The organism is Companilactobacillus nuruki (genome assembly GCF_002872255.1).
Taxonomy (GTDB): Bacteria; Bacillota; Bacilli; order Lactobacillales; family Lactobacillaceae; genus Companilactobacillus; species Companilactobacillus nuruki.
In genome coordinates this window covers 62,538-80,051 of record NZ_NIPR01000064.1, presented here as the reverse complement: position 1 = coordinate 80,051, position 17,514 = coordinate 62,538, and the positions used below count along the sequence as shown (strand labels likewise).

Sequence of the window (17,514 nt, the reverse complement as noted above, 5' to 3'; positions counted from 1 at the left end):
AGAACTATATACTTGAAAACATCAACTTTTATTCGTATATACATTATTGGATTAAAAATCTATAAAGAAAGTAATAATGGATTTGAAATAGTGCATATTAATTAATAATAAAAATAAGATCAAAAAATAAAGCCTGTCTAATAACTATTGAAGTAGCTACTAGGCAGGCTTTATTACATAGACTATGTCGTAATTATTCAAAAGTTTTCTTTAGGGCAGCAATACGATCATCCAAAGGTGGATGAGTATCAAATAATCCAGAAAAATGTTTCTTCTTATTAGGATCATCAATATATAAAGCTGCACTTGCATCATCAACCCGTCGCATGGGTTTAGTGCTTTTTTTTAATTTCTCTAAGGCATTAATCAATCCTTGAGGATTTCGAGTCAATTCGGCACCTGAAACATCAGCTAGATATTCGCGGTTTCGTGAGATTGCCATTTGAACTAAGGTAGCAATCATAGGACCGATAATAGCAAAGATTAGGCCTATTAACCACAAAACTATACGAATAGCACCATTATTATTATCACGATCATTATCATTCATAGGAATAAACCAGCGATAAGCATTTCCTAAAATTGAACAAATCAAGATAATAGCCGAAGATAATGCTACAGAGATGGTTGAAACTCTGATGTCATAGTTTCTGACGTGAGATATTTCATGAGCCAAAACTCCTTCAAGTTCTTCACGATTCATCATTTCGTACAAACCACTAGTTACAGCAACAGCTGCATGTTGCGGATCGCGTCCAGTTGCAAATGCATTAGGACTAGAATCATTGATAATATAAATATCGGGTAAAGGAATATCAGCTACCATGGCCAAATCTTCGACAATATGCCAAAGATTAGGTGCATCTTTAGCGGAATTTAACTTTTTTGCGCCATTCATTTGCATTACTATACTAGTAGATTGGAAATAAGTAATCAATGTATAAACAATGGCAATAACTAGAGCGATGATAATACCAGAATAGATATTATCAAAAAAATAAATTCCTAAGAAGCTACCAATGGCGGCCAGTAATACGAAGAAAATAAAAAATATCAAGTAAGTTTTACGTTTATTACGATCAATTTGTTCGTAAATCATATAAGGCCTCTATTAAAACTTAACCTTAGGAGCTTCTTTATCAACATCTGGAATTTGTAGGAAGTTCATTTCCTTGAATCCATGGATGCCAGCGATGATGTTACGTGGAAATGTTTGGATGGCTGTGTCGTAAGCCTGTACTTGACTGTTATATGCTTGGCGCGCATAAGATACTTTATTTTCGGTGTTTGATAGTTCTTCCATTAATTGGGAGAATTCCTGATTTGCCTTTAAATCAGGGTAATTTTCAGCTAAAGCAAAAACTTGACGTAATGCACCAGTCAATGCATTGTCAGCATCAACTTTATCTTGGAGAGAGTTAGCATTAGTAACGTTATTTCTTAATTCAACGACATTTGCCAAAGTCTCTTTTTCGTGTTTGGCATATCCCTTAACGGTTTCAACCAAGTTAGGAATTAAGTCGGTCCGGCGTTTCAATTGAACATCGATTTGAGAACTGAACTCGCGGGCACGGTTGCGATATTTAACCAAGCTATTGTACATACCAGCATAGGCGATAATTATCACTGCGATAATAGCGATTATTATTAATGTTTTCATGTAAATCTCCTTTATTTCTTAATGGCTTTATTTTAACATAATGCCAGTTAGGTAGTATAAAGCTAAGCAACATTAATGTTTGAGTTTATTATTATCAGTTTTGAAAAAAATAAATTATAATTAACACAAGGGAAGGTTACATAAGTAGTAGGTTTCATAGGTGAATATTATGAAAAAGTTTTTCCTAGCCATTTTAATGGTTCTTTCTGTTTCAATGGTTTCATTTCCAGCAAAGATTCTTGCTGATAGTACCATTGATCCATCCACTGATACTAATTTTAATCAACGGGTCAATAATTTGATCAATCGTAAGGGATACTCTGGTACTTTATTGTTGATCAAAAATGGTAAACCAATTTATCAGACCAGTCATGGATTCTCGAACCATGCGGATGGGATTTACAATAATAAAAATATGACTTTCGAGATAGATTCGATTCAAAAGTCCATGACTGCCGCAATGATTATGAAAGAAGTACAGAATAACAAATTAAAGTTAACTGATAAACTTTATAAATTTTATCCTGAGATACCAGGTAGCAAGCAAATAACAATTAAGCAAATGCTTGATATGACCTCGGGACTAGTTATGCCTGGTAATGTTGGCCCTGATAAAATTATGACTGACAAAAATATTATTAATACTGATGTCGGAAATATCAAATTTTCAAAGGTTATCTATGGTAATTGGGATTACTCACCGGTTAATTATAATTTATTGAGTGGAATCCTAGAACAACTAACTGGTAAATCATATCGGACTTTATATACCAACACATTTATTAAGAAGTTAAATTTGAAACACACTATTTTTGCTTATGATGAAAAATCTGGCATTCAAAAAGCGACAGGATATAGCAATATCAATCCTGTTTCTGCAAAATTGGATTATAAAAATGCTTTTGATACAAAAAAGGCCTATGAATTCGATGAACTGGGGACAGGACAGGTTTATATGAGTGCGGGAGATTTGTACAAAGTTGAAAAATATATCCTTACCAGTTCATATTTAACCGATGATTCGCGTAAAGAATTATATCTTCCAGGTAGTTCCAGTACTTATGGTGGTGGCTTTTATCATAATGGTAATGATAATTATGCCAACGGCTGGGGATATGGTTTTCAGGCTGTGATCCACATTTCTGATGATGGAAAAGATGCTGTGGTTACTTTGCAAAATTATCAACGTTTAGCAGCTGATATGAAACCAGTTGCTAAACAACTCTATGGAATGTTAAATGGAAATTAGTGTCACTTGATGTGGCACTTTTTTTATTGTTTTGTTATAATCTCCAGTTGTTATGAGGGATTATTATGAAAAAAATAAAAGAACGATTTGATGCATTTACCGATGCTATATTGGCAATTATTATTACGATTATTGTTTTAGAGTTACCAATTGAGGTGGTTAATAATCAGGTAAATTATCGTAGTCTATTTTCGGCTATTGGTATCTATGCAGTTAGTTTTTGTTTTGTAGCTAATGTTTGGTTTGAGCATACAACAATATTTAATGAATTAAATGAAGTAAATAATCAGGTTATGGTTCAAGATATATTTATGATTTTCTTAGTATCTTTGTTGCCAACTTTTACGAAACTAATGATTAATGATACTAATAAACAGACCGTTACATTATATGGGTTGCTGTATTTAATTATTACGGTCACGATAAGAGGTATTGCTAAAAGCGTCATTCATCAAAAATATCATGATAAAGATGAGATGGCTAAAGTTTATATATATATTTATGGACAACATAATTGGGAAAATGGTGCCTTAATAATTTTAATTATTATTTTAGGGATTTTTTATCCGAAGATGAGTTCGATACTATTTATAACAGTTCCTGTTCGATCTTTTATTTCTAATGTTGGAAAGGATCAAGCGGCTGAGGGGATGGAAAACCTTAGTCTCCAAGGTCAAAGTGGTTTTATGAAATTAAGTATCTCTCAGCGTCGTGAATTTATTAGATTTGTTAGAAAGTATGTTGCTGAATCTCAACAGCATCCCAATAAAGAGACCTGGGAAGAATTTTTATCTGAAGGTTCAAAGAAGTTTGGGATGAATAGAGAGGAATTAGCAACCTGGTTTTCTCAGAATGGAAAGCAGTTTTATCGTCATCGTAAAGCGAAACGTTAAAAAAAGCTGGTTTTCTAACTTAAAAGGCTGTATGATTGAATGTGCAGGTAAAGCCTACCTGTGTATTAAAAATGGTCACTTTATACATTCCAAAGATTTACTGTAAAGTGATCTAAAGTCCTACATCACGGATTGATGTAGGACTTTTTCTTTGTCCAAAAACCAATTTGTTTGTCTGACTTTGATATTTGTTGTACGGTTAATATCATTGAGGAGGACAAATAAATGTATAAATTAAACGATGGACAGCAGATTCCAGACTTTGGTTTTGGAACTTATAAACTCAATGGACGAAAGGGCGTTCAAAGTATTGTCGCAGCCATTAATAATGGCTATAGAATGTTGGATACTGCGTATAATTATGAAAATGAGGGAACTGTTGGACGCGCGATTGCTGAAAGTGGTATCGATCGTGATAAATTAACAATCACCTCAAAATTGCCAGGCAGGTATTATGCCTATGATGATGCAATAGCCACTTTACAGGAGTCCCTGTATCGAACACACTTAGATTATTTTGACTTGTATTTATTGCATTGGCCTAATCCAAAACGTGATATGTACGTTGAAGCTTGGCAAGCACTAATTGATGCACAAAAGTTTGGATTAGTAAAATCTATTGGTGTTTGCAACTTTTTGCCAGAACATCTTGAAAAATTGCAAAAAGAGACAGGTATTTTACCAGCTATTAATCAAATAGAATTACATCCGTATTTTAATCAATTTGAACAAAGACAGTTTGACGAAAAAAATAACATAATTACAATGGATTGGAGTCCCCTAGGACGTGCTAGTTCGGTTCTAAAAGATGACGTAATTGTTGCCTTAAGTAAAAAATATAATAAGTCTGTAGGACAAATCATTTTAAGATGGGAACATCAATTGGGAACCATTCCAATTCCTAAGTCATCTTCGCCAGTTAGACAACGCGAAAATCTTAATATATTTGATTTTGAAATTTCAAATGAAGATATGAACAAAATAGATGCTTTATCAAAAAAAGATGGACGAACGAATGATCAAGATCCTGCGGTGTATGAGGAATTTTAAAAATGAGAGTAATATTTGAGAATGTCTCAAATACTACTCTTTTTTTATTTTGTCTCAAAATATGATAAATAATAAATCTAAATTTCACAAAAAAATCATAATTTCTCTATTGTATATTATATAGAATAGAACTATATTTTATTTGTAAGCAGTTACAGATAAAGATGATATTAATCAAGAGGTGGTTCTTATGTATAGAAGTAATGGTAATTATGAAGCATTTGCAAAACCTATGAAGCCAGAAGGCGTTGATAATAAGTCAGCTTATATTGTTGGATCTGGTTTAGCTGGTTTGGCCGCAGCAACATTCTTAATTCGTGATGGTCAAATGAAGGGTGAAAAGATTCATGTTTTAGAGGAATTAGCATTACCAGGTGGTAGTATGGATGGCATCTGGAATGAACAAAAAGGTTATATTATTCGTGGCGGTAGAGAAATGGAGCCACATTTTGAAACTCTTTGGGATTTGTTTAGATCTATTCCATCATTGGAGAATCCAGATGTTTCTGTTTTGGATGAATTTTATTGGTTAAATAAGAAAGATCCAAGTTTTTCACATGGAAGGGTGATTCAGGAACAAGGTAAAGAATTGCCAACAGAAGGTCAATTGACTTTGACACCTAAGGCTGTTAAGGAATTGATCGATTTAGTAATGACACCTGAAAAAGATTTGGGCGATAAAAAGATCAACGAGGTTTTCTCTGAAGAATTCTTGAATTCTAATTTCTGGCTTTACTGGTCAACTATGTTTGCTTTTGAACCTTGGGCTAGTGCTATGGAAATGAGACGTTATTTGATGCGTTTCTGTCATCATATTGATTCATTGTCAAATCTATCATCATTGAGGTTTACAAAATATAATCAATATGAATCATTAATTCAACCTATGATTAAGTTCTTGGAAGATAAGGGTGTTCAATTTACGTACAATACTCATGTTAATAATATTAAAGTTGATACCTCAAATGGTTCTAAAGTCGCAACAGAAATTGATATGACAACTGATGGTAAGGACAATACAGTCGCTTTAACAGAAGATGATTTAGTCTTTGTTACCAATGGATCAATTACTGAAAGCACTACTTACGGAGATAAAACCCATCCTGCACCAACAGAACATGAGCTTGGTAGCAGTTGGGAATTATGGGAAAACTTAGCAAAGCAAGATAAAGCTTTTGGTAATCCTGACGTATTTTGCAAGAATATTCCAGAAGCAAATTGGACAATCTCTGGAACGATTACATTGACTGATGACGAGGTTATGCCTTATATTGAAAAAATTAGTCAAAAAGATCCACATAGTGGTTCGATCGTCACAAGTGGCCCCGTTAGCATTAAGGATTCTAATTGGTTATATGGCTATTCAATTAGTCGTCAAAAACACTTTAAGAGACAAAAAGATAATGAAATAGTAGTTTGGGTTTATGGATTATTCTCAGACAAGCCTGGTAATTTTGTAAACAAAAAGATTACTGAATGTACAGGTGATGAACTATGTGAAGAGTGGTTATATCATATTGGAGTACCTGTAGATAAGATTAAGGATATTGCTGAAAATCATGCAAATACTATTCCAGCACATATGCCATACATCACTTCGTACTTTATGCCAAGAAAGGTTGAAGATCGTCCTTTAGTAGTGCCAGAAGGATCAAAGAACTTAGCTTTCATCGGTAATTTTGCTGAAACAGAACGTGATACAGTCTTTACAACTGAATATTCGGTTAGAACGGCCATGGAAGCTGTTTACACATTATTGAATGTTGATCGTGGAGTTCCTGAAGTATTCGGTTCGGCCTTTGACGTACGTACATTGTTGAGAGCAATTTATTATTTGGATGGAAAACAAAAGATTGAGGATATTAAGTTGCCATTTAAAGAGCGTTTGGTTGAGAAGAAAGTTATGGAAAAGGTTCAAGGAACTTATATTGAAGAATTATTGAAAGATGCTCATTTGTTATAGAAGTTGAAGAGCCTATCTAGCAACGATAATAGTTGTTGGATAGGCTCTTTATTTTTAATCAAAATATGTAGACCAATTTTCAGTACTATGACATTTAAAGGCTCTTTGAAAATCATCAGGCATGTTACGTTCCAATGATAAATTTAAATCGAGTGCCTCATTAAGAGTAAAATATTTTACGTCAGATGTTTCTACACCACCATGAATACCACTTTCCATTGGTTCGCATTCAAAGAATAATTTATAAATATAGTTAAGATTTTTCTTAGGATAGTGATTTTTTTGCATATCTTTAATAGAAATCATTTTTACCGGCTTCACTTTAATACCAGCTTCTTCAAAGGTTTCTTTGGCGGCAATTTCTGAGGCTGAATAACCAATGTCAGCCCAACCGCCAGGAATTGACCATTGACCACTACTTTTTTCGCGAACTAGTAGAATCTTATTGTCTTTGAAAGTTGCAGCTCTAACATCAACTTTGGGAGTTACATATCCAGTATCAGAATCAAAAAAGATATTTAATTTATCTGGTGTTGAGTCATTAACTAATCTTGCAGTTAGTTTTTTGGCTACATTTTCCAATTGTTCATAGCGCTCGGTATCAAAGACGTCTTTACTGTAATGTTTACCTGTTTGGGCGATTGCCTGGAGTTGTTGAATTAATAGTTCTACATCATCCATTGTTATTACCATCCTTTGATTTGGATTATAACATTAATTATGAGATGACACTTTGGTAAGTGGGTGCATGAAATAGAGTTTTAAATAAATCATAATTTTGAATTGTAATAACAGCATTTTTTTCTTTAACGGATTCAGCAATTTGGGCCATTAAATAGAAACTGTTCAATAACATAAAATGGGATTCATTTTTACGAATAAAATTAACCCCACTTTCTATAGTTTGAATAGCTAAATCAAGTTTAGATAGTTTAAAATATGATAATGCTGAAATATAAAAGATTAAATTAAGATTGTCTTCATGTTCAATTAAATTTAGATCTTTTAAGGAAAGATCTATTTGTCTAAGAGCAGAATTTTTAAGGCCTTGTTGAGCATAGACATATGCTAGAAAAACATTACTAACTCTAGTAAGGGTTGTTTGTTTGCGACTATGACCAGTACTTGCGAGAGATAGTTTTAAGAGTTCTTTTGCATTATCAAATTTTCTTTCCAAATGTAAGGCACATATGGCTAGATAAAAATAGTAAGCTTGAGTTTGTTTGCTGGTTTGAACAGTTTCAATAACTGTTGGACGATTTAAGAAAGTTCGTAATTGATCATAATTGTGAGTTTTATAGAATGAGTTAATTTTTTGATTGAAATAATTATCTTTACAAATTTTGAAATTATTTGCCAAAGATATATCTTCAAAAACGATTGAAAGACGTTCACAAAGGTCAATTAATAATTGAGGATTGGGAATGTATTTATTGTGTTCAATTTCAGAGAGAGTTGACTGTGAACAAATATCTTCGGCCGTTTTAAACTGAGATAACTGTTTTTGTTGGCGAGTTTCTTTTAAAATATCACCTAAATTATCCATATCTTTTACACCTACTTTTTTTATTCGGTTGAACAAATTAATATTTTCTATGAGTAAATGATATAAAATTAGTGTGTATTTTATGTTCAATTAATGTAAAGATTTGTTTAGATTATGTAAATTATTAATGAATAAAGGAAAAATATTAATGGATAAAAGACCTATTTTTTCAGATAAACTTTCTGTTAAAGATTTTGAAAAATATTATTGGTACAAAGATGAATTGGTTAAAATATGTCGAAAAAATAATCTACCATCTTATGGAACTAAAGCGGAATTGAATCAATACATTGTTAGTTTTTTACTCGGTAACCCCGTTAAACAATTCAGGTACCAATCAAGAAATACAAAAGTTCTAAAAGCCGAGGACATTTATCCTAATACAAGGTTGTTAGAATCAAATTTTAAACTAAATAGGGAAGCTAGAAACTTTTTTGCTGATTATTTTGATATGGAAAAATTTTCATTCAAAAAATCAATGGCGGTTAAATTAAGAATGATTCAATCTAATCAAGATACCAAGGCAACCGTTCAAGATTTAATTGATGCTTACCTGTTGAAGAACCAAGAAGCTCAACAGACCAGTGAAGAAAATACTTATCAATGGAATAATTTTGTTAAGGATTTTAATAAAGATGAATTTTCTCAGAATTATTCTGATCGGATGAAGGTGGCAGCCATTTTATGGCAAAAAGTTCGTGATAGTGCTGGTAATAAAAAATATCGCCACTCTTTAATGGTTAAATACCATAAGGAGATAGCGATATATGAAAAACTAATTTAGTGAAAACCCTTGATTACGAAGAAATTGGGCAACATCTGGTCGTCGAATATGTTTAAATATATCAAGATTTTTTTCTGTCCAAGAATTGTCATTGGGATGTGATTTACGATTGAGATAATAATTTTTGACAGTATTATCGTAATCATTTAAGTTATTGAAACTTTCCTCGTCATAAGAGTTAGTGGCGATTTGGTTTTGTTTGGGCATTCGTGGCTTTAATTGATTTTTGAACTTGGGAACACCAATAGTCATTCCAAATAATGGAACTGTGAAGTCAGGCAAATTTAATAATTCGGCAACTTGTTTAATATTATTGCGGATACTACCGATATAGCAGATTCCCAATTCCATTGATTCAGCTGCTGTGGCCATGTTTTGAGCAGCAATTGCAGTGTCAATTGTCGCTACAAGTAGAGATTCCATATTTTTTAAACTGTCCAGGTTCATTTTGTTTGCTCTTAACATTGATGCCTGGCGGTGAAGATCAGCCACAAAGATATAAAAAGTATCTGCCTCTCTAACATGTGGGGAGCTAATTGTAATATCAGCAAGTTTATTACGGAGATTTGAATCAGTAATTTCAATTATTGAAAAGGCCTGAATAAACTCGCTTGTTGAACCATGTTGTGCAGCCGCGATAAGATTATTTTTTTGTTCGTTAGTAATAGTTTGGTCAGTGAAGTCACGAACAGCAGTATGTTTAATTAAATTTTCGATGGTTTGGTTCATAAAAAATCCTCATTTCTAATTAAAGTCTTTTTAAAGAATAACACTACTTTAAATTTAGATTGTTTTAAAACCCTTTGAATAATTAAGAATAAAATGCAATTTCGTGTTGACATAAATGGTAGTTTACAGTTAAAATTATATCTGTTGTTAAATTTGCCCGTTGGTCAAATGGTTTAAGACGCCACCCTCTCAAGGTGGAGTTATGGGTTCGATTCCCATACGGGTGATAATGGAGTCCTTATATGTTTCGATACGTCCCAGTATCGTTGATATAAGGGCTTTTTGCTTGCTAATAGTTTCGGTGTGTTTCGATATGGCTCATCAAAAATGAGCCACGAGAATTAGAAACCAACGTAACTTGTAAAACTATCAATTGTTTCTTTTGAAGCCTTTTTAGTAACATGTGCATAAATATTCATAATTACACTTATGTCACTGTCTCCAACTTGTTCCTGAATTTGCTTCAAAGTTAGTTTCTTTGATTCAATGGCGATAGTCACAAATGTGTGGCGCATACCATGTGGTGTAATTCTTTTTAACTTAGTGTTATTCTTTTCGTTATCATTGTATGAACTGATAACAGTATCCATCCACTTATTAGGTTTCATGAGTGAAAGGGTATGATTACTTTCATTAGGGAATATCCATTGATTTCGTGAGGAAGTATTATAGCCAAGGACAAGCATTTCTTTACGCATTCTTATTATTCAATTATGTAAGAGGTCTGCTGTGTATTGATCTAAATATAATGTACGATAACCGTGAATGGTTTTAGGTGTGCCTATAACTTTTTTGTTGTTAATATCCCTTGTAACGGTTTTATTTATCAATAGTGTTTTCTCATCATAAATCAAAGTCAGCAGCCTTGTTTCCTTTATTAGTTTGAAATTTAAAAGTTGCATGTGATTTCCTATTCGTCGTTACAGTATCTTTATCCAAGTCAAGAAACAAATGTTCTTGCGGTTTGAACATAGAATAAAGTAGAACTACTATCACTACAGCTAGTAACCACAACCACCACTCTATTAATTTAGAGTGATGGCTTTTTTAGTTATCCATATTAAAATATTTAATTGGTGATATAATACATGCGTATTAGCAAAATCTTAATAGGAGGATAAGCTAATGGTAATGAATAAGTTGCAAGTAAAACACTCGCTTTTAATAGCTACAGTTTTATTTACGAGTTCAGGATTATTTGCGATAGAAAACAATTTTTCTAATGTAAGAGCTAATAATGTTAATGATGTGCAAGTTTCAAATCCAAATAACACTGATCAGGAAGGAACATGGGGTACAGCAAAATGGAAATATGATACAAATACCCAAATTTTAACTATTAATGGCGGAAATTCTGGATTGTCAAAGGATGCCCCTTGGCAATCTGCAGGCATAGCCGAAAATATTAAAGAGATTGATGTTACTGGAAAGTTAAGTCTTATTGGAGATATGACCAGCTTATTTTCTACTAATTCTAGTGCGGATGTTTTAGAAAATTTGACAATCATTAATGGAATAGATAAGATTGATACTTCTCATGTTACCTCGATGAAAAGCATGTTTGAAGGAACAAAAATATCTTCCTTAGATCTTTCTAATTGGGATACAAGTAATGTAGAAGATATGTCTTATATGTTTGAACCTGCTAGTGAGCTTACAAAGTTAGATGTAGGTGGATCATTTGGAAAAAACACAAAAAAAGTGGAAAATATGTCTTTTATGTTTTGTAATGATAACAATTTAACGAAGATAGATCATCTTGATGAGTTAAATACTTCAGCCGTTACGGATATTAGGGGTATGTTTCTAAGGGATTCTAATCTTACAAAGTTAGATGTAGGTGGATTATTTGGAAAGAATACAACAAAAGTAGAAAATATGTCTTTTATGTTTTGTAACGATAACAGTTTAACAAAGATAGATCATCTTGATGAGTTAAATACTTCAGCTGTTACGAAAATGATAAATATGTTTTCAGGGGATGGAAGTCTTCAATCCTTTAATCAAGAGAGAGTCTGATATTATTGGGTTCTCTTTTTTGATATTGTGATATAGGTAAGAATCAGTGGGATTCTAGGCACTGAATTTTCAAAATTAAAGTGAACTAAATAACACCCCGCATATCATATTTTTATGAGATGGTAAAATCATAAATGATGGGATGATTAGTGTTCGGCGAGGAACATTTTTGTATCATACATCTCATTGTTTACACTAGATGATACATTAGCAGAAATGACAATCTTCTTGGTTCCTTTGGAACCAGAAGATTTTTTCGCATTATGGGACAAACTAATGTTAACTGGAGTGTGTTTTGAACCAGAAATTATATTCAGTACAGTTTTAAAGAGTATCTTCCTTTTTGTTATTAAGTTTAGAAATACTTTTTCTAACATGTATTTTTCCATATTTAGTAATTAGTTTTTGATAATCAAACTTTGTAACATTTTTGAGTTTTATTTTGCGAAAATAGTCTTGTATTTCAATTGGAATCAATGAATAGATATAATAACTGTGTTCACTAATGTGGTCATTTTATAAGTTTCAATCCACATCTGAACATAGTCGTGAAAAGTAAACTTTCAATTCCTCAATACGCTGATATCTATGTACGTAGAAAAATTGACGTAGAACCAGTTTTCGAGAATATGAAAGTTTGTTTAGATTTCGAAAGATTTCATGTCAGAGAATTAGATTATATATGATAAAAAAGAAATGATGATCGTAGTAATGGCATTGAGTATCAGGAAACTGGTATCAATGTCTTTTTTATTTATATTTATAGAGATCAAAAAAATAGTTGGATAATATTTTAACTTGCAATTTAAATTCAGTATTCCATCTTTATCATTAATTGAAAATATCTTTGTAATGAGTAAAAACATTTATGATGAACGTCACGAATTTTATGGCGTAAGTTGTTCGGACAAAATTTGTGATTTGTCTAATATACTAGTTAATTTCCAACTTTGTTGGAAATTTGTTATGTTTACAAAAAAATGGTTCTTATTAAAATAGTCGATGTAAGGGATTACATGAAAGCGAGGTGAAAATTAATGGAAATACCAGCAAGAAATATTTTATTAAATATAAACGTAACAGATCGTGATGGTTTATTACGCTTTATTTCAAAACAATGTGAAATCTTTGGATATACGAATTCATCTAAGGGATTGTATGATTCTTTTATTCAGAGAGAAAAGGAGTATTCTACAGGATTACAAGATGGATTTGCAATACCGCATGCTAAAACAAATTTTGTTAAATCTGCACAAATTTTTTATGTTAGGCTTCAACATCCAATTGAATGGAAAACATATGATGATAAATCAGTTACAGATGTTTTTGTACTTATGGTTAATGAAAGTGGTACTGGAAAGGTTCACTTGAAGATGTTATCAAATCTAGCCACAGCACTTTTAGAAGATGAATTTAAGAAGAAAATTCACGAATTAAACGATTCAGAAAAAATTTCAGAATATATAACTAATGAGATTGGGGGAAATATATAATGACAAATATTGTAGGAATTTCAGCTTGTCCAGCTGGTTTAGCGCACACACCAATGGCTGCTAAAGCTTTGGAGAAAGCGGGAGAAGAATTAGGATATCACGTAAAAATGGAACAACAAGGATCTATGGGTCCAGTAAACGTCATTAATCAAGATGAGGCTGATACAGCTGACTTTGTATTGATTGCTTCTGATCAAAAAATTACTGGAATGGAGCGATTCAAAAATAAGAAAATTTTGCGTGTTGATATCAATGTATGTATTAAAGCACCAAAAGCAGTACTTAAAAAATGTGTTTCTACTGTAGAGGGGGCATAGGCTTATGAAAAAGCTTTTAGCTGATTGGAAAGGATATTTGATGAGTGGAATTTCTTATATGATTCCTACCGTAATTGGTGGTGCGATGATTGTTGGTATTCCACAATTGATCGGGATGGCATTTGGGGTAAACGACCTTAGTAAATATAAGAGTGCTCAAGGATTTTTTCATATGCTCTATCAGATCAATCAAGTAGGTTGGATTGGAATTGGCTTAGTAAATTTAGTTATTGCTGGTTATGTGGCATATGCCATTGGAGATAAACCTGCCTTAGGTGCTGGATTCATTGGTGGACAATTAGCAAGTACCATTAATGCTGGATTTTTAGGAGCGTTGGTAGCTGGATTCGTTGCTGGTTATGTTGCCCGTTATTGCAGGAAAATTAAGGTTGGTGAAGCTTGGGAGTCATCTGTTCCCCTTTTAATTGTGCCATTATTGACAACAGGTGCTGTCGCTTTAGTTGTAGGTATTATTTTATCTGGGCCACTATCATGGTTAAATATCTCATTGGTAGCTTGGGTTAAAGCTATGATCAATAATCATACTAATGGTGCAATTGTTGCCCTTGTATTAGGAGCTATGATTGGTACCGATTTAGGCGGTCCTATCAATAAAGCTGCTTGGATGGTGGGTAATATTCTCTTTATCGAAGGCGTTTATGGACCAGCATTAATGACAAATATTGCTATCTGCTGTATTCCACTAGGTTATGCATTGGCAACATTTATTTATCCTCACAAGTACTTTTCAAATGAAATGTTTATGGCAGGACGTAATGATTTGATTATGGGCTCTTTTGGGATTACAGAAGGTGCTATTCCATTCTTCTTAGTAAGCCCATTGAAATTATTACCAGTCAATATGATTGGTGGAGCTTTGGGCGCTGTGACCGGTGAATTATTAGGTATGAAATCACATATTCCCCCATTGGGTGGGTTACCAGGGATTATCACTGCTGATAATAAACTCGCCTATATTGCTGGTATAGCAGCTGGAGCATTATTTATAGGATTAGTAGCACCATTAGTTGCAAATTTCAATATTTCATCTGATGAAGAAGAAAAAGATATTGGTGAAGATGATATTAATATTGATATGGAATAAATAAAAGAAAGAAGTTATAAAATGGTCAATACAGTTCATGTTTTTCCACATACGCATTGGGATCGAGAATGGTATTTTACTACGTCACGTTCAAAAGTTTACTTGTTAAAAGATTTGATGAATATTAACAATAATCTACAACACAATATAGGTTATGATAGATTTATTTTAGATGGACAAGCTTCATTAGTAGAAGATTATTTGAAGTGGCGACCTCAAGATAAGAATGTTATAAAGCAACTAGTGGTAGATAAAAAATTAATAATTGGGCCGTGGTATACGCAAACGGATCAATTCGTTATATCTGGTGAAAGTATTATTAGAAATCTTCAATATGGTATGGATGTTTGCAATAAATTAGGAACTTATATGAATGTTGGTTATGTTCCTGATTCGTTTGGTCAAGAATCAAGTATGCCTCAAATCTATAAAGGTTTTGAAATTCCTGACACGATGTTTTGGCGTGGAGTTTCCGAAGAAAATATTGATCATACAGAATTCGTCTGGAAAGGTGAAGATGGTTCAAAGATAAATGTTTACCAAATACCATCAGGGTATTATATCGGTGGAATTATTGACGAAAATCAGCTTGAGAAAATAATGTATCAAGAACCCTTTGCTTCAATTGTTAAACGAGCAACAACAAGTCATGTTGCTTTTCCCAATGGTTTTGATCAAGCTCCAGCCAGAAAAGATTTGCCGGAATTAATTAAGAAGTTTAATGCTGTTAATAGAGATTTCGATTTTGAAATTAGTTCAATTCAAGAATATATAGATGCTGTTAAAAGTGAAAAACCTGAATTAGAAGAAATTAGTGGTGAATTTACTAATGGTAAAAATATGAGAATTCATAAATCTATTTATTCATCGCGCTCTGACTTAAAGAAATTAAATACAAAGATTCAGTTTTATCTAGTCAATATTCTTGAACCAGTTTTGACGATGGGAGAACACTATGGTGTTGATTATCCTCGTGAAGTAGTTAATGATATTTGGAAATTAATGTTTGAAAATGCTGCACATGATTCGATTGGGTCTTGTGTTTCCGATACAACCAATGAAGATATTTATATGCGTTATAAACAGGTTCGTGATATCAGTACGAACTTGGTTGAGGTCACACTAAGAGAAATGGCTACACAAATTAAAAAGAATAAGAAATATGAAATTAGTTTGTCAGTTTTTAACACTTTGCCAGTTAATAGAACTCAAATTACAAAAATCTCGTTCTATGTACCATCGCAAGATTTTGAAATTGTTGATGAAAATGATCAATTTGTTGAATTTTCAATTGAATCATGCAAAGACCAAACTGAATATATAAGTGACCAAACAATTCAATTGAACCCAGGAGAGAAAATTTATAAACCTGAAAAGATTTATAAAGTAGACGCCTATGTTTTTGTAAAAGATGTACCAGCAATGGGGTACAAGCAATTGTATATTAATGAAAATTTAAAGAAAAATAAGACAATCAAGGCAATTAATGAAAGGACTTTAGAAAATAATAATTTTAAGATTGTCATTCAAAAAAATGGTTCTTTGACAATAACAGATAAAGCTTCGGGAAAAGTTTATGAAAACCAAGCTGTTCTTGAGGAGAATGGCGATGATGGGGATTCCTTTAATTATTCGCCTGCCAAAAAGGATTTAATTGTTTATTCAACAGATCAGGCAAATACTATTTCCGTAACTAAATCTGATTTGGTTTCCTTGGCAAAGATTAACTATGATTTTTTAGTGCCAAAAAACTTAAAAGGTAGGGCCGAAAAGAATTGCAATGTAAAGATGCCAGTATCAGTTGAAGTTAAACTTGAAAGGGATTCTCCAGTAATTAAATTCAATGTCAAAATAGATAATCGTGGACCCTTAGATCATAGATTGTGTATAGATTTTTCTACAAGTATTAGTTCTAAGGTTTCGTATGCGGATCAACAATTTGGAACAATAAAGAGACCGGTTTATCGTGAGAAGGAAATGAAATCTTGGATGGGGAATAAAAATAATTGGAATGAGAAACCAATTTCGATTGAAACTTGTCAGTCTTTTGTGGCTTTATCAAATAGTGAAAATACTGTCTCCGTATTTCCAAAGGGTGTTCGTGAATATGAAATTATTGGAAAAGATTATTCAATCATCAGATTTACTTTATTTCGAACATATGGAATGATGGGTAAAACCGATTTACTTTATCGTCCAGGTAGAGCTTCAGGTGAAAAGGTTATTGCGACACCTCATGCTGAATTACAAACTGAATTGAATTTTGAATTAGGATTATCAATTACTGATAAGAACTTTGATGATAGCGATGTAGCGTCTAAGGCCAAAGATTATGACACACCAGAACAATATTATGAATATGCAGATTTCTTAAATGGGCGTTTGATATTCACTATGGATTCAATTGATCGTACCTTAAATGAAAGTGGAAGTATTTTGCGTACAAATGGTAATTTGATTTTAAGTACTTTGAAGAAAGCTAACCATCGCAGCGGTTATATTGCACGATTTTATAACGGTTATGGGTGCAAAACAACTGACGATCAAGTTATATTTAATAAGAAGCCTACTAGAGTTGAATTAGTTAATTTGAAGGAAGATACTATCAAAAAAATTCAATTTGCTGATAATACTATCAAATTGAATGACATTACACATGCTAAAATTAAGACCATTTATTTTGAATATTAATTTCGGTATTTGAAT

Annotated in this window: 16 protein-coding genes and 1 tRNA gene; 11 read left to right on the top strand and 6 right to left on the bottom strand. The window is 32.5% G+C overall.

Annotated features, from left to right (window positions below; genetic code table 11):
• Positions 1-193: 193 nt before the first annotated feature.
• Both htpX and CBP76_RS12795 read right to left on the bottom strand, forming a co-directional pair.
• Positions 194-1,099, bottom strand: a complete 906-nt coding sequence (gene htpX, locus CBP76_RS12800) for a zinc metalloprotease HtpX (RefSeq protein ID WP_102197250.1) — start codon at positions 1,097-1,099, stop codon at positions 194-196.
• Between the two features lie 12 nt (positions 1,100-1,111).
• On the bottom strand, positions 1,112-1,660 hold the full coding sequence (locus CBP76_RS12795; protein ID WP_102197249.1) for a LemA family protein: 549 nt from the start codon (positions 1,658-1,660) through the stop codon (positions 1,112-1,114).
• Positions 1,661-1,829: 169 nt separating this feature from the next.
• On the opposite strand from CBP76_RS12795, the gene CBP76_RS12790 reads away from it, so the two are divergent.
• The 4 genes from CBP76_RS12790 (at position 1,830) to CBP76_RS12775 (ending at position 6,815) form a co-directional block, all read left to right on the top strand.
• The gene (locus tag CBP76_RS12790) at positions 1,830-2,909 is read left to right on the top strand and encodes a serine hydrolase domain-containing protein (RefSeq protein ID WP_102197248.1); all 1,080 of its coding nucleotides are present in this window, start codon (positions 1,830-1,832) and stop codon (positions 2,907-2,909) included.
• Positions 2,910-2,974: 65 nt separating this feature from the next.
• Positions 2,975-3,802, top strand: a complete 828-nt coding sequence (locus CBP76_RS12785; protein ID WP_102197247.1) for a TMEM175 family protein — start codon at positions 2,975-2,977, stop codon at positions 3,800-3,802.
• Between the two features lie 225 nt (positions 3,803-4,027).
• Positions 4,028-4,852 carry an aldo/keto reductase gene (locus CBP76_RS12780; RefSeq protein ID WP_102197246.1) on the top strand — a complete coding sequence of 275 codons (825 nt, stop codon included), beginning with the start codon at positions 4,028-4,030 and terminating at the stop codon, positions 4,850-4,852.
• Between the two features lie 190 nt (positions 4,853-5,042).
• A complete protein-coding gene (locus CBP76_RS12775; RefSeq protein WP_102197245.1) occupies positions 5,043-6,815 on the top strand; it encodes an oleate hydratase in 1,773 nt (590 codons plus the stop codon).
• 54 nt (positions 6,816-6,869) lie between these two features.
• Here CBP76_RS12775 and CBP76_RS12770 read toward each other — a convergent pair whose 3' ends face one another.
• Positions 6,870-7,496, bottom strand: a complete 627-nt coding sequence (locus CBP76_RS12770) for an NUDIX hydrolase (RefSeq protein WP_102197244.1) — start codon at positions 7,494-7,496, stop codon at positions 6,870-6,872.
• Between the two features lie 37 nt (positions 7,497-7,533).
• Positions 7,534-8,361 (bottom strand): helix-turn-helix domain-containing protein, encoded by an 828-nt coding sequence (locus tag CBP76_RS12765; protein WP_102197243.1) that lies wholly within the window; start codon positions 8,359-8,361, stop codon positions 7,534-7,536.
• Positions 8,362-8,509: 148 nt separating this feature from the next.
• On the opposite strand from CBP76_RS12765, the gene CBP76_RS12760 reads away from it, so the two are divergent.
• The gene (locus tag CBP76_RS12760) at positions 8,510-9,145 is read left to right on the top strand and encodes an SAP domain-containing protein (RefSeq protein WP_102197242.1); all 636 of its coding nucleotides are present in this window, start codon (positions 8,510-8,512) and stop codon (positions 9,143-9,145) included.
• On the opposite strand, the gene nfsA is transcribed toward CBP76_RS12760, so the two are convergent.
• A complete protein-coding gene (gene nfsA / locus CBP76_RS12755) occupies positions 9,137-9,874 on the bottom strand; it encodes an oxygen-insensitive NADPH nitroreductase (RefSeq protein WP_102197241.1) in 738 nt (245 codons plus the stop codon). The genes CBP76_RS12760 and nfsA overlap by 9 nt on opposite strands.
• A 154-nt stretch (positions 9,875-10,028) precedes the next feature.
• Here nfsA and CBP76_RS12750 point away from each other — a divergent pair.
• Positions 10,029-10,101 (top strand) — tRNA-Glu (locus tag CBP76_RS12750).
• A gap of 114 nt (positions 10,102-10,215) precedes the next feature.
• Here CBP76_RS12750 and CBP76_RS12745 read toward each other — a convergent pair.
• Positions 10,216-10,572, bottom strand: a complete 357-nt coding sequence (locus CBP76_RS12745; RefSeq protein WP_102197240.1) for a tyrosine-type recombinase/integrase — start codon at positions 10,570-10,572, stop codon at positions 10,216-10,218.
• A gap of 427 nt (positions 10,573-10,999) precedes the next feature.
• On the opposite strand from CBP76_RS12745, the gene CBP76_RS12740 reads away from it, so the two are divergent.
• The 5 genes from CBP76_RS12740 (at position 11,000) to CBP76_RS12715 (ending at position 17,499) form a co-directional block, all read left to right on the top strand.
• A complete protein-coding gene (locus tag CBP76_RS12740) occupies positions 11,000-11,893 on the top strand; it encodes a BspA family leucine-rich repeat surface protein (RefSeq protein WP_102197239.1) in 894 nt (297 codons plus the stop codon).
• Between the two features lie 1,037 nt (positions 11,894-12,930).
• Positions 12,931-13,386, top strand: coding sequence for a PTS sugar transporter subunit IIA (locus CBP76_RS12730; RefSeq protein WP_102197237.1), 456 nt, complete (start codon positions 12,931-12,933; stop codon positions 13,384-13,386).
• Complete coding sequence (locus CBP76_RS12725; RefSeq protein WP_102197236.1) at positions 13,386-13,703, top strand: PTS fructose transporter subunit IIB; 318 nt, start codon at positions 13,386-13,388, stop codon at positions 13,701-13,703. Before CBP76_RS12730 ends, CBP76_RS12725 begins: the two co-directional genes overlap by 1 nt.
• A gap of 4 nt (positions 13,704-13,707) precedes the next feature.
• Positions 13,708-14,808 carry a PTS fructose transporter subunit IIC gene (locus tag CBP76_RS12720; protein ID WP_102197235.1) on the top strand — a complete coding sequence of 367 codons (1,101 nt, stop codon included), beginning with the start codon at positions 13,708-13,710 and terminating at the stop codon, positions 14,806-14,808.
• 21 nt (positions 14,809-14,829) lie between these two features.
• Entirely contained in the window at positions 14,830-17,499 is a 2,670-nt protein-coding gene (locus CBP76_RS12715; RefSeq protein WP_102197234.1) for a glycoside hydrolase family 38 N-terminal domain-containing protein, read from the top strand.
• Positions 17,500-17,514 lie beyond the last annotated feature (15 nt).